8 protein-coding genes and 4 pseudogenes are annotated in these 12,075 nt (G+C 58.0%); 8 read left to right on the plus strand and 4 right to left on the minus strand.

Annotated features, from left to right (window positions below; all coding sequences use genetic code 11):
• The first annotated feature begins 255 nt into the window (after nucleotides 1-255).
• Together SJ05684_RS28640 and SJ05684_RS30180 are read left to right on the plus strand one after the other, a co-directional pair.
• A complete protein-coding gene (locus SJ05684_RS28640; protein ID WP_080577876.1) occupies nucleotides 256-474 on the plus strand; it encodes a DUF2188 domain-containing protein in 219 nt (72 codons plus the stop codon).
• A 234-nt stretch (nucleotides 475-708) separates the two neighbouring features.
• On the plus strand, nucleotides 709-1,206 hold the full coding sequence (locus tag SJ05684_RS30180; protein ID WP_015633433.1) for a hypothetical protein: 498 nt from the start codon (nucleotides 709-711) through the stop codon (nucleotides 1,204-1,206).
• Between the two features lie 1,631 nt (nucleotides 1,207-2,837).
• Here SJ05684_RS30180 and SJ05684_RS28670 read toward each other — a convergent pair.
• Nucleotides 2,838-3,898 (minus strand): IS630 family transposase gene (locus tag SJ05684_RS28670; protein ID WP_086018031.1). Its coding sequence is split into 2 segments (ribosomal slippage): nucleotides 2,838-3,406 and nucleotides 3,406-3,898, totalling 1,062 coding nucleotides; the frame shifts between segments, so codons are not numbered across the junction.
• 332 nt (nucleotides 3,899-4,230) lie between these two features.
• Between SJ05684_RS28670 and SJ05684_RS28675 the strand changes: the two genes are divergently transcribed.
• The 3 genes and pseudogenes from SJ05684_RS28675 to SJ05684_RS28685 all read left to right on the plus strand — a co-directional run bounded on the left by SJ05684_RS28675 (nucleotide 4,231) and on the right by SJ05684_RS28685 (nucleotide 6,281).
• The gene (locus tag SJ05684_RS28675; RefSeq protein ID WP_048655401.1) at nucleotides 4,231-4,695 is read left to right on the plus strand and encodes a hypothetical protein; all 465 of its coding nucleotides are present in this window, start codon (nucleotides 4,231-4,233) and stop codon (nucleotides 4,693-4,695) included.
• A gap of 25 nt (nucleotides 4,696-4,720) precedes the next feature.
• On the plus strand, nucleotides 4,721-5,191 hold the full coding sequence (locus SJ05684_RS28680; RefSeq protein WP_015633375.1) for a hypothetical protein: 471 nt from the start codon (nucleotides 4,721-4,723) through the stop codon (nucleotides 5,189-5,191).
• Nucleotides 5,192-5,543: 352 nt separating this feature from the next.
• Nucleotides 5,544-6,281 (plus strand): annotated as a pseudogene (locus tag SJ05684_RS28685) (hypothetical protein).
• On the opposite strand, the pseudogene SJ05684_RS28690 reads toward SJ05684_RS28685, so the two are convergent.
• A pseudogene (locus SJ05684_RS28690) lies at nucleotides 6,268-7,015 on the minus strand (transposase family protein); the annotation flags it as partial. The pseudogenes SJ05684_RS28685 and SJ05684_RS28690 sit on opposite strands and share 14 nt — an antisense overlap.
• 225 nt (nucleotides 7,016-7,240) lie before the next feature.
• On the opposite strand from SJ05684_RS28690, the gene SJ05684_RS28695 reads away from it, so the two are divergent.
• The 3 genes from SJ05684_RS28695 to SJ05684_RS28705 all read left to right on the plus strand — a co-directional run bounded on the left by SJ05684_RS28695 (nucleotide 7,241) and on the right by SJ05684_RS28705 (nucleotide 9,587).
• A protein-coding gene (locus SJ05684_RS28695; protein WP_085939171.1) for an IS630 family transposase occupies nucleotides 7,241-8,301 on the plus strand; the annotation gives its coding sequence in 2 pieces (ribosomal slippage) (nucleotides 7,241-7,733 and nucleotides 7,733-8,301; 1,062 coding nt in all).
• Nucleotides 8,302-8,319: 18 nt separating this feature from the next.
• Entirely contained in the window at nucleotides 8,320-8,721 is a 402-nt protein-coding gene (locus SJ05684_RS28700; RefSeq protein ID WP_274532338.1) for a helix-turn-helix domain-containing protein, read from the plus strand.
• On the plus strand, nucleotides 8,718-9,587 hold the full coding sequence (locus SJ05684_RS28705) for an IS3 family transposase (RefSeq protein WP_015633379.1): 870 nt from the start codon (nucleotides 8,718-8,720) through the stop codon (nucleotides 9,585-9,587). The genes SJ05684_RS28700 and SJ05684_RS28705 overlap by 4 nt, the downstream gene beginning before the upstream one ends.
• Before the next feature lie 79 nt (nucleotides 9,588-9,666).
• Here SJ05684_RS28705 and SJ05684_RS28710 read toward each other — a convergent pair.
• Nucleotides 9,667-10,374: pseudogene (locus SJ05684_RS28710) on the minus strand (ISNCY family transposase); the annotation flags it as partial.
• A gap of 293 nt (nucleotides 10,375-10,667) precedes the next feature.
• Nucleotides 10,668-12,046, minus strand: a pseudogene (locus SJ05684_RS28715) (ISNCY family transposase).
• Nucleotides 12,047-12,075 lie beyond the last annotated feature (29 nt).

Raw genomic sequence — 12,075 nt, forward strand, 5'->3', positions numbered from 1 at the left:
CCAACATCAGCCAGCACTTGATTTCATCAAAAGTGAGTCAGAGCCAAATTTGCATGCCGAAACACATCTCAACGTTGCAAAAGAGCTCTGTGACTCACATGCATTAGATGGACGCGAGCATCGGTTTAAATGCGTCGCAACAGCGCTTCTGTCTGCAGCCGACCTTTGGATCTCAGTGTCCGCACCAAGCCAGCGTTTGCAAGCTAGCGGAATACCCGAAAAGCGATTATATCTCGTTCAGGAGGTACCTTGAGCATGTCGAAGAAGGGGCAGCACGTCGTTCCAAGCGCGGATGGTTGGAGCGTTAAGAAGGCGGGTTCTGCGCGAGCTACAAGCACTCACCAAACCCAGGCTGAAGCGATTGCCGCCGCCACTAAGATTGCGCAGAAGACTGAACTCTATATTCATGGTCGAGATGGGCGTATTCGCGAGCGCAACTCGTATGGCAACGATCCGATTCCGCCCAAAGGATGAGTGAGCCGCCTTCGTTTGAGCGGTCTGTCTTCATCAACTGTCCTTTCGATGAAGACTTCGCCCCGTTGCTGCAAGCTATTGCATTCTGCGTCACGGACCTAGTGGTGAAAACCTGACGGTTGATACCCGTCGTGGAAGACCGCTCTGGGTAGGATTTTCCGTTCGCGTTCGCCATTAGAACGAGCAACCAGCGTACTATGCTGACTTCGATGACTGCGAGGAAACGGCCTGTCGATGGTATGGGGTGCCTGCTACATTGGTCCCGTGCCGACCTGGGGAGTGCTGGGGCGGGTTATGCAAAGAGATGCTGTTTCGGACCGAGGTTCAATCATGATCGACAACCGCCTCACCGTCCTGAATCTATACGAGCTGAAGAAGACGCCGGAAGACTTCGAGATTGCGGTAGGCGCGCTGGCAAGGCGGGTCGAAGCCGAAGGTCATCCGGGAGTCCTGTCCTACAGGTTCTTCGTGAACGCATCGGAGAGGACAGCGCGCGGCGTCATCGACTACAAAAATCCTGACGCTTGGATCGGGCACCACGACATCGCCATGAGCTGGCCCGAAATGACCGCGTTGCATGCGGCGGCGACATTGGCGGAAGTCATCTTTCTCGGCCCGCTGACAACCGAAATCCAGGCCTGGATTGAAAGCTCGGCGCTGACCGCACGAGTTCGTAACGGGAACATATTTGCAGGCGGATTCCAGAGGCTGAGTGACTGGTCGAACGAATGACTGGATGGGTCACGACTTCCCCTTCGGACTCTTCGGCGGGAAGGGTAGAAAAGGGGGCGTGAGTTGTATTCGCCTCGGGTACCAAGCGTTGGATTTTCACCACTAGGGTTCTTTCCTCGGCTCGCTCCTGAGAATGCGGACAACGCCGCGAATCGATTGGATCGGATTATCGAACTGATCCGCGGATCTAGATTCGGGATTCATGATTTGAGCCGATGCAAGTCGGCTGCAGCAGACGAATATGCCCGGCTGAACATGCCTTTTGAGCTTGGCATAGACCACGGGGCACACCGATTCGGAAATGGCCAGTCCTCCCGGAAGGCGATTTTGATCCTTGAGCAGGCGCGTTACGATTACCAGAAGAGCCTATCTGATATATCCGGTTGGGATATTCACGCCCATGACGGAGATCACATCACAGCAGTTCGTCATGTTCGCAATTGGTCGTGAGACAGGCGGGCGCTGAGCCCGTCGGCCCCGCTCGTATTTTAGGGCATTACACCGCGTTTCAGGAATGGTACTGGGAGCGTGAACTCGCCACGGGCGCGTCAGAGGACGACATCAAAGCTTATCCAACGGTTCAAATGGTCGAAGCCATGCGCACATGGGTCGATGAAGGCCGACCTATATGAGCAGTTTCGAGGTGCCGGATCTGAGATCGGAAAAGAGCCTGGCAATTCGTACCTCGGTCACACCGAATTGCTCCGACCGCGCTAGTTTTCACATACTCGGAGTTTAATATCTCGTTCCGCATGTCGCAACCCATCGCGTCCCGCAACTTGACCCCCTTACTCTTCGAGACAACTGGTGGGTTGAGCGTCGTTGGTAGCAGGCGACTATTTCGCTCGTCCTCAGATTAACCGCTCATAGAAGCACTCTACCAGTAGCTGTGTAACACGCGCGCTGGATCGGGCGGAAATGTGTGCCAAGCGCCGGCACTTATCTCGATGCTAACCGCCGGTCTGCTGATTGGCAGGTGAGATCGGCAGTCTCATCATCCCGATAGAGCAACGACGCAACGACGCGGACGGGGCCACCTATAAGCGCCTCAACAAAGCCGTGCGTTCAGCCGTGTGCGTTGCTGTTGGCCGAATATGCCGGGTTGTACCGATCTCACCTACTACATGTGGCGTCAGACTCACGCGATTTAGCAATCAGGCATCTCTTCTTTAGATCCGTATACTCATATAAAGATATCAGCATATGGTATACTCGAAATATACTTCCTTCGCATTTTTCAGGTGAAAGCTTGGGGGTAAAACTCTTAATTGAACTTGCTAAGAATGGGGCAGTGGCGCAATAAAAAGGCACGCGCCGAGTGATTCGGGCGTGCCTTTGTTTGTTTGGGCTGCGGTTATACTGGTCTCCGTAGACGAACAGTGATGCTGCAGCGGTAGTCTAGACAACGCCGTCATAGGTCCCAGGGGCTTCTTTGGCAAGACCAGGGAGACTAAAACGATGGCGAAGACGCCAACCTTTAAGCCTGGCCAGATTGCTCCCAGATCTGGCCAGTATGAAATCACAGGTCCGCGCGGCGGCAAGGGCCCGTAAAGAACCGTTACCCGCGGCGAACCTCTTCCGCCGACTCCTAAGCCGGGATCAACATACCGGCTTATACCAACGAGCGGTGATCATGACCGATGCGCCCATTCGCGGAGTCCGATGGACATGATCTTCCACGGCTGGTCGACGAGCTTGTTCCACGCGGCGCAGCAATGGGCGACGATGTCGTCGTAGTCTTTGAAGATGCGGTTCGAGAGCCAGTTGTCGCGCAGGAACTGCCAGACGTTTTCCACGGGGTTCAGTTCCGGCGAACGAGGCGGCAGGAACATCAGGGTGATGTTGTCCGGCACTTTGAGCTTCGGCGTGACGTGCCATCCGGCCTGATCGAGGATGAGCACGGCATGCGCTCCCTCATCGACGGCCTGGCTGATCTCGGCGAGATGCTGCTGCATGGCTTCGGTATCACAATAGGGCAGGACAAGGCCCGCACCCTTTCCCTTCCGCGGGCAGACGGCCCCGAAGATGTAGGCCCACATGGTGCGCTGATCCAAGGGTGCGGAGGGTCTGGTTCCGCGACGCGCCCACCGCCGCGTGATCTTGTTCTTCTGGCCTATGCGCGCTTCGTCGGCCCACCAGAGCTCGAGGTCGGTGCCGCGCGGGAGCCGGCCTCGGATTTCCGCCAGAGCGGCGGGGAAGTCTTTTTAAAAGCTTCTGCCTCCAGCTCGTTCTGGGCGTAGTGGCGCGGGCGGGCCGACAGCTTGGCGAAGCCGAGCGCCTTCAACTCACGGCCGACAGTCGTCTCGTCCATCGCGATGCGGAATTCCTGGAATATCCACCGCACCAGGTCCTTGCGCCGCCAGCGGACGACACCGTGGATCGCAGGGATCGGGCCGCTTTCGACGATCTTCGCCAGCGCATGGCGCTGAGCGACGTTCAGCTTCGCTCGGCCGCCGGGTGCTTTGCCGTTCACCAGCCCGTCGGGGCCGCGCGCATTGAACCGCAGCACCCAGTCACGGACGATCTGCAGCGTCACGCTGCCGATCCGTGCCGCATCCGAGCGCGAGCCGCCGTCATAAATCTCGGCGAGCGCCAGCAACCGCCGCGCCTGGTTGGCATCCTTCGTTTGCCGTGCGAGCTGTCGAAGAGCACGCCCATCGAAATCATCACGCAACAAAATTGCTGAACCCATCGCAAACCTCCCGTTTGCTGCATGGATTCAGATTCGAAGCCCCGTGGGAATCCCTGAGAGTCGGAAACGGCGCTCGTTGGTATTACGGATCCCACCAAGACGAAGTGACGAGTGAAAAGGCGGCGGGCTACGGCTCGCCGTTCTTTAGCTACAGCAGATAAATAATTGGAATTCGATATGACCGACAAGAAACCACCAAAGCCCGCGTCTATTCCAGCACCACGTCCTGGTCGATTTGGCGAATCAAGCATCGGGTCCGTTAAAACTCAGAAGTCATTCACGACCAACTACGTGCCCGACAAGATCGGAAAGCCCAAGCCTGGCAGCGGAAAATGAAGGCTGCGCTTGACTGGCTTTTTGAGCCAGCAAATCTCTCGCTCTTGTCTAACCTCGTTACAGTTTTTGGGTTTCCGATCGCTCTCGTCGGCCTTTTGTTTGTGGGACGACAAATGAAGAACGATCGATTGGCTGTGTCTGCTGGCGCCATAGGAGAGATGCGTGCCAGTATCATGCAGAGAGTTGATCGACTGCACCAAGCCAAAACAAACGACGACCTAGCTGCGTGGGAGAGCGAGTTTAAAGAGCTCGCCAACGATCTCGAAATGGCCTGCGCAATCTATCTGGATGGCCAAATGTCGGGCCGAACGGGGCTGCTCGCCAAGAACCTGATTTGCGATTTCCTGAACATGATCAATGCGGATTCGGATCTGCGGGAAGAGATGGAAAAGGCCATCCACGCCGAAGATACGTTCACCAACATCAGAGACTTTAGGGCAAAGGTTAAGCGTGATGCATAGGAAAAGTCAGTTGGCCGTAATGAGGATGGCGGACCTCGAGCCCGGCGAGTTGTTGAGGATGTCGTTTGGAAGCAGCGCCGCCATCGTCCTCTTCCTCAAGCGGTTAAATGATGATGAAGGTCTTTTCGGTGTTTTGCCGTCCGAAGATTTCACCGAGACCATGACGTGGCACGCGACATCCTTGGATGATGCGTGCTTGTCGTACGGACACGATTGGGTGCTAGAGGAGGAGCACGGAAGCGAAACAGCGTGTCGTCACCATTATACGCACGAAAGCGCCCGCTTGTTTCTGGCGAAATCCGGCCTTGTCATGGCTTTTCGCCCTCCGCAAGGCAGAGGAAGATATAACACTTACTACTACAGCCTCGCCAATCTTGAAGATGGCGAGCTAGGCCGGGACCCAGCCCCAATCAACCGTTGGCGCGTTTGGGAGAGCCGAGAGCATTTCGACCGAGGTGGAACTCCACTTTTTGAGATGCTTCAAAAGACTGCTTGATGTCCCGACTATCATTCGCCGGCTTCAGATCTGGCCACAGCCAAACGCGGTTTTTCTATCGCGCGGCAGGTGTTCTCGTTCTGTGCTCAAATGTGGCGGCCAGGTTGAAATGTCCGTTCCGGCGCAAAGTAGAAATGTCACTTTGGATACGTCTTCAGCCATTTAGAAATGCGACACCCGACATCTCCACTTGCGCTGAGGCAAGCCCCCGACCGGACCGGCTGGGCCGGGTTGCAAGGGAAGGGAGGGGGCGGGCGTAGGGCACCCCTTCGGCTTTAGCTTTCTCAGTTTCAATTAATGCGTTCCTGGTAGATGTTGCTGGCAGCTGAATGTGCAGGGCCAGGATCTCGCGATGCTTCCGGAAATCAGGCTGATGGGTGACGTCGATGTCGCCGCTTTGTCGCCACTGCTTCGCGGCATGGCCATGACGGTTTCCTACGCAGAGACCCAGGGAGGGATCGGTCTGACCGCGTCGGGGGCGATGAACCGCAAGTTCGTCCACTGGGCCGCTGTTCACTTCGATTGGCCCGGCTACACGTCGGACGACTTATACAGCATCAACAAGGTTCTCAACGAAGCCGATATGCCGCCGCTTTTGGTCGTCCGTGACATGCTCAAGTACTTGCGGCTTCTTCGGCGGCGCAAGGACGTACTGGTACCAACCCAACGCGGCCGAGACTTTCTGGCGAGACCGCAGGCCTTCTTCGATCTGATCGCGACGGATTATCTTTATGCTTATATCCACTACGGGCAGACGCAGGAGGCTGTCCGTAATCGGATGCGTTGGTGGCACGTCTTTCTCAATCTTATCAATATCAAAGCAGAAACGGGCTGTTCGTTGGACGACCTGGCGAACGAGCTATACCCGAGCGAATCGTACCCCGAGCCAGCAGAAATGACTGTCGAAGCCTGGGCGGAACGGTCGGCGTTCCGCTACGATATCATTCGCCCGCTGTGCTGGTTGGGATAGCTGCACGAAGATCGCGAGGGGCTGACTATTTGGCAGCATGGAACCTACCACAAGACACCGTTGTGGGCTGCCTGTTTAAAGCTGGACTCCGACATGCAATCCGAACTCACTCTCCATTGAACTGTGCCGGGTAGGGTTGCCCTTGCTCCACCGCACCTTGCTGGGAAAGCGCCTGTCGCCGCCGAGCAATGACCGCTGGATCGTTCACGAAATTCCGTCCGCTTGCCCGGCTTGCGGCCCCGCGGTTTGTAGCCAATCTTCTCGCTGTTGGTCTTGACCTTCGGCGACGGCAACTGATCCTGCCGCTCCTTGATATAGGCCAGCACATCGGAAAGCCGCTTGTTCTCGATGATCGCCGCATGCGTCACCCGCTGGTCCTTGTCGAACACCCGGTAGGGCAGGGAATGCCCCTTCCAGCGCACATCGAGCCGGCCGTCGGCATAGGCGTAGGTCTCGACATAGCGCCCGACCAGTCCGCGCGTCACCTCGGTCTCCTCGAACATGATGCGCTGGCGCTCGTAGGAGAACGTCAGTTGGGCGCCGACATAACGCTGCTCCCGTTTGCACAGGACGTCCCGCAGCCGATCCGGTGCAAGATTCAGCGGCCGATGCAGATCATCAGATCGGGCAGGGGCAATGGCAAACTGCCGGTTATAGCGCTCCATGAACCGAGGCAGGAAAGCGTTGCCGTCATCCATACCGCAGATGCCCTCCAGCCGCAGATCCTTGATCAAACGGTCCTGTAGCGTCCGGTTCATCCGCTCGACGCGACCTTTGGCCTGACTGGAGTTTGCGCAAAGAATCTCGATGTTTAGCTCGCAAAGCGCCCGCCAGAACTGGGTCATGCCCTGACCTGCGGGTTTCGGCAAAGTCCGGACAGGGTTTCCGGTAATCTCCGGACACAGTTGGAGTGCACCCCAGACTGAGACAAGGAAAATCGCGGACAGTTTCCCCGCAAGGAGAGGAAACTGGGGCATGGCCGGACGGCAAAGAGTTATACCAACGAGCGCCGTTTCCGACTCTCAGGGATTCCCACGGGGCTTCGAATCTGAATCCATGCAGCAAACGGGAGGTTTGCGATGGGTTCAGCAATTTTGTTGCGTGATGATTTCGATGGGCGTGCTCTTCGACAGCTCGCACGGCAAACGAAGGATGCCAACCAGGCGCGGCGGTTGCTGGCGCTCGCCGAGATTTATGACGGCGGCTCGCGCTCGGATGCGGCACGGATCGGCAGCGTGACGCTGCAGATCGTCCGTGACTGGGTGCTGCGGTTCAATGCGCGCGGCCCCGACGGGCTGGTGAACGGCAAAGCACCCGGCGGCCGAGCGAAGCTGAACGTCGCTCAGCGCCATGCGCTGGCGAAGATCGTCGAAAGCGGCCCGATCCCTGCGATCCACGGTGTCGTCCGCTGGCGGCGCAAGGACCTGGTGCAGTGGATATTCCAGGAATTCCGCATCGCGATGGACGAGACGACTGTCGGCCGTGAGTTGAAGGCGCTCGGCTTCGCCAAGCTGTCGGCCCGCCCGCGCCACTACGCCCAGAACGAGCTGGAGGCAGAAGCTTTTAAAAAGACTTCCCCGCCGCTCTGGCGGAAATCCGAGGCCGGCTCCCGCGCGGCACCGACCTCGAGCTCTGGTGGGCCGACGAAGCGCGCATAGGCCAGAAGAACAAGATCACGCGGCGGTGGGCGCGTCGCGGAACCAGACCCTCCGCACCCTTGGATCAGCGCACCATGTGGGCCTACATCTTCGGGGCCGTCTGCCCGCGGAAGGGAAAGGGTGCGGGCCTTGTCCTGCCCTATTGTGATACCGAAGCCATGCAGCAGCATCTCGCCGAGATCAGCCAGGCCGTCGATGAGGGAGCGCATGCCGTGCTCATCCTCGATCAGGCCGGATGGCACGTCACGCCGAAGCTCAAAGTGCCGGACAACATCACCCTGATGTTCCTGCCGCCTCGTTCGCCGGAACTGAACCCCGTGGAAAACGTCTGGCAGTTCCTGCGCGACAACTGGCTCTCGAACCGCATCTTCAAAGACTACGACGACATCGTCGCCCATTGCTGCGCCGCGTGGAACAAGCTCGTCGACCAGCCGTGGAAGATCATGTCCATCGGACTCCGCGAATGGGCGCATCGGTCATGATCACCGCTCGTTGGTATTATTGATGAGGACCAAAAACTGGAGCTTCTCCAGCGCATGGAGGCGGGTGAAACCGTCAGCAAGTTGGCAGATGAGGTTGGCATCAGTCGCCAACGTCTTTACGAGTGGCGTGATCAGCTGAGGCTTCATGGTAATCTGAAGTCACGTCGGCGCGGGCGGCCGGCCAGATCGACAGCAGGAGTTGACGGGGACTTGCAGCTGCAGAGCGCCGTCGAACAGCCAGCGCCTCAGGAAAAGGCACTGACCAAGGCCAGGCGCCGGATCAGGGAATTGGAGCAGAAAGTCGGGCAACAGCAGCTCGATCTCGATTTTTTTCGCGAAGCCTTGCGGCACTTCGAGGAAGATCAGCGTCGGAGCAGCGCTCCTGGCGAAACGGGATCTTCAAAGTCATCGAAAAGATGACAACCGGCCTGTCGCAAGGCGAATTCAACATCGACCGAATGTGCTGGCTCGCGGGCGTCAGCCGCGCGAGTTATTACCGTCACTGGCTGGATTCGGCCCCTCGTCGGGCCGAAACAGGTTTGCGAGACCTCATTCAAAAGATGGCTCTCGGCAACGCGCACTACGGTTACCGCCGGATCGGAGCCCTGTTGCGTCGGGAGGGGTGGCAAGTCAACCACAAGTGCATTCTACGCATCATGCGTGAAGACAATCTGTTGTGCCTGCGCGCAAGACCCTTTGTTCCTACAACGACCAACTCGAGGCATGGTTGGCAAGTCGTGCCGAACCTCGCCAGGGGCATGATCCTCAATGGGGTCAACCAGCTATGGGTTGCCGATATCACCTTCCTTCATCTCGCTGAGGAGTTTGCATTCCTTGCCGTTGTGCTTGACGCGTTTAGCCGCCGGGTGGTCGGATGGGCATTGGATACGCATCTCCGAGCAAGCCTTGCGATCGAAGCTCTCGAGATGGCTATCACCGATCGCCAGCCCGTGGCCGGGAGCCTCGTGCATCATTCCGATCGCGGCGTTCAATACGCGTGCGGAGCCTACTCCGAACTTCTGCATCTTCACGGCATCCAGGCGAGCATGAGCCGTGTCGGAAATCCTTATGACAACGCGAAAGCGGAGAGCTTCATGAAGACCCTGAAGCAGGAAGAGGTGCAAGGTCTCGCCTATAGGGATGCAGACGATGCTCGCCGGCGCATCGGCGCTTTCATCGATACCGTTTACAACACGCAGCGCCTGCACTCGGCGCTCGACTATCTCACGCCGGAGGAATACGAACAGAAGCATTCAGGTGGACGACGGATGGAAAAGGCGGCATAGCTGAACACGGGAAACTGTCCGCGATTTTCCTTGTCTCAGTCTGGGGGTGCACTCCACTTTAGTGAAAGCGCCGTCCGGGATTTAGCGGAATCAATGTCCAGCTTTTGCGAAGCGCGCACTGACCGCCCTTGGCATCCTTCTTCGCCACCCGGAACACCGAATGCTTATCGGAATAGAAGGCGACCGGAGCACCATGCGCCTTCAGATAGAGCTGCAGCGCCTCGAAATACGTAAACGCGCTTTCCGATCGTACGAACCGCAACTGCATCAGCTTGCCGGTCGCATCATCGATGAACACCAGCAGCGAACAGGGATCACCGCGATCTTCGAACCAGGGATGCTCGGAACCGTCGATCTGCACCAGTTCACCACAGGCCTCGCGCCGCAACCGCGGCTGATGAAACGTCCGCCGCTGCTTGCGCGACAGCCACAGACCGGCGTCCGCCATCCATTGGCGCAAGGTCTCGCGCGACACCGTCAGGCCATCAAGCTCCGCTAGCTTCTCAGCCGCCAGCGTCGGACCGAAATCCGCATAGCGCTCGCGCACGATCGCCATGGCATAATCGCGCACGCCGTCGCAAATCCGATTGTTCGATGGGCGACCGATCGCCTTGTGGCGGATCGACGCCGCACCGCCAGCGCTGATCCGATCCAGCAGCCGACGCACCTGGCGCGTGCTTAAGCCCAGGACATGCGCCGCCGACACCATCGTCATGCGGCCGTCGATCACCTTCGACAAAACCTCAATCCGCTGCAGGTCGCGCTCGCTCATCGCAATCAATCCCATCCGCAATCTCCCACGTCATCAAAACGCGGGGAGAGTGACATTCTTACTTTGCAGGAACAGGACACTTTAACTTTGCGGCTACATATCATGTCACAGCTAATTAAAGATGAGACAAAGTAATCAACTTAGAAACGCGACATCATCCTAATCATTATTACTTAGTTTGCAAGTTGCTATATTTGCAAAGTACGAAGACGCAAGCCGCCGTCCGGGTGGAGCTGGTCAGGGTTGCGCAGCCCGGTCGGCGGCGGATGGCTCCAGCGGCAAAATAAACTTTAGCTTTGACCGCCCGATCACTCCGCCGCCTTCAGCTGCGCAAGGGCTTGCTGCCGCTTTGCGATAACCACGGGATCCTGGGTAAAATCGGTCTTTCTGCCAGGCTTGGTGCCACGCTTCTGGTAGCCATTCCCTTGGCTGCCATCGCGAATGCCGAACATATGATCCGTCTGGCCGGTGCGGCGCGGTCCGCCTTTGCTGCGCTGCTGTTGGCGCCCCGCCTGCAGCTCAGCGACGATCGAAAGCATGTCATCCAGCCGTTTGTTCTCGACCACCTCAGGGCGATGCACGGACCGTAACGTGTCGAACGTCCTGTAGGGCAGGGTGGCTTCCCCGTCTGTGATCTCCAGGCGTCCGTCGGGATAGTCGCAAACGACAACCTTCTTGCCGGCCAGCGCCGCTGCGCGATCTGTCGGATCGAGAATGAACATCACCTTGTCATAGCGCAGCGTCAACGAATTCGACAGCTTCCGAACCTCCTTGCGGCACATCGCACCATCGAGGTTCTCATGCGCGGCAAACGGCCGATGCATGTCCTTCGGATTACGCGCCGCCTTGCCAAAGCGACGATTGAAGTCGGCCATGAACTCTGGCGCATAGGCGTTCGCCGCCGCGATCGTGTCGATGCCGCGCAGCCGCAGTTCCTTGACGAGCCGATCCTGCAGCGTCTGGTTGGCGCGCTCGACGCGCCCCTTGGCCTGCGGGGTGTTGGCGCAGATGATGTCATGTTCAGCTCATAAAGCGCCGTGCTGCGGAAAACGCCATGCTTGTCGCTGTAAAACGCAATCGGCTTGCCCCATTGCTGCAAATAGGCCTTCGTCGCATGCAGATAGTCGAAGGTGTTCTCTGAAGTCGCAAAGCGCAAATGCAACAGCTTGCCGGTGGCATCGTCAATGTAGACGAGTAGGGCGCATTTGGGACCGCGGCTCTCGAACCACCAATGATGCGAGCCATCGATCTGGACCAGTTCGCCGAAACAATCGCGTCGGCCGCGCGGTTGGAAAACCCGCTTCTTGCGTTCGCGGCGCGACACCCAGATGCCGGCTTCCATCATCCATTGGCGCAGCGTCTCCTTGCTGACGGCTATCCGGTGGCGTTCGATCAACTTCTCGGCCGCCAAGGTCGGACCGAAATCGACATAATGCTCACGCACTAGGTCGAGCACCAGGTTGCGGAAATCCTCGCTGTGACGTCGGTTGCTCGGACGGCCGCGCTTCTTCGAGACCAGTCCGTCGGCGCCGGCCAGGTCATAGGCCTGCAATAGCCGGTGGACCTGACTGCGGCTAAGACGAAGCAACTCGGCCGCCTCGACGACACTCAGGCTGCCACCGCGAATCCGCTGAATGAGTTCAAGGCGATGCAATTCTTTCTGCGACATGACGATCAAACAAGACATGACGACTCCGAACGCTGTTGGGCTCAGCC

The organism is Sinorhizobium sojae CCBAU 05684, from assembly GCF_002288525.1.
Taxonomy (GTDB): Bacteria; Pseudomonadota; Alphaproteobacteria; order Rhizobiales; family Rhizobiaceae; genus Sinorhizobium; species Sinorhizobium sojae.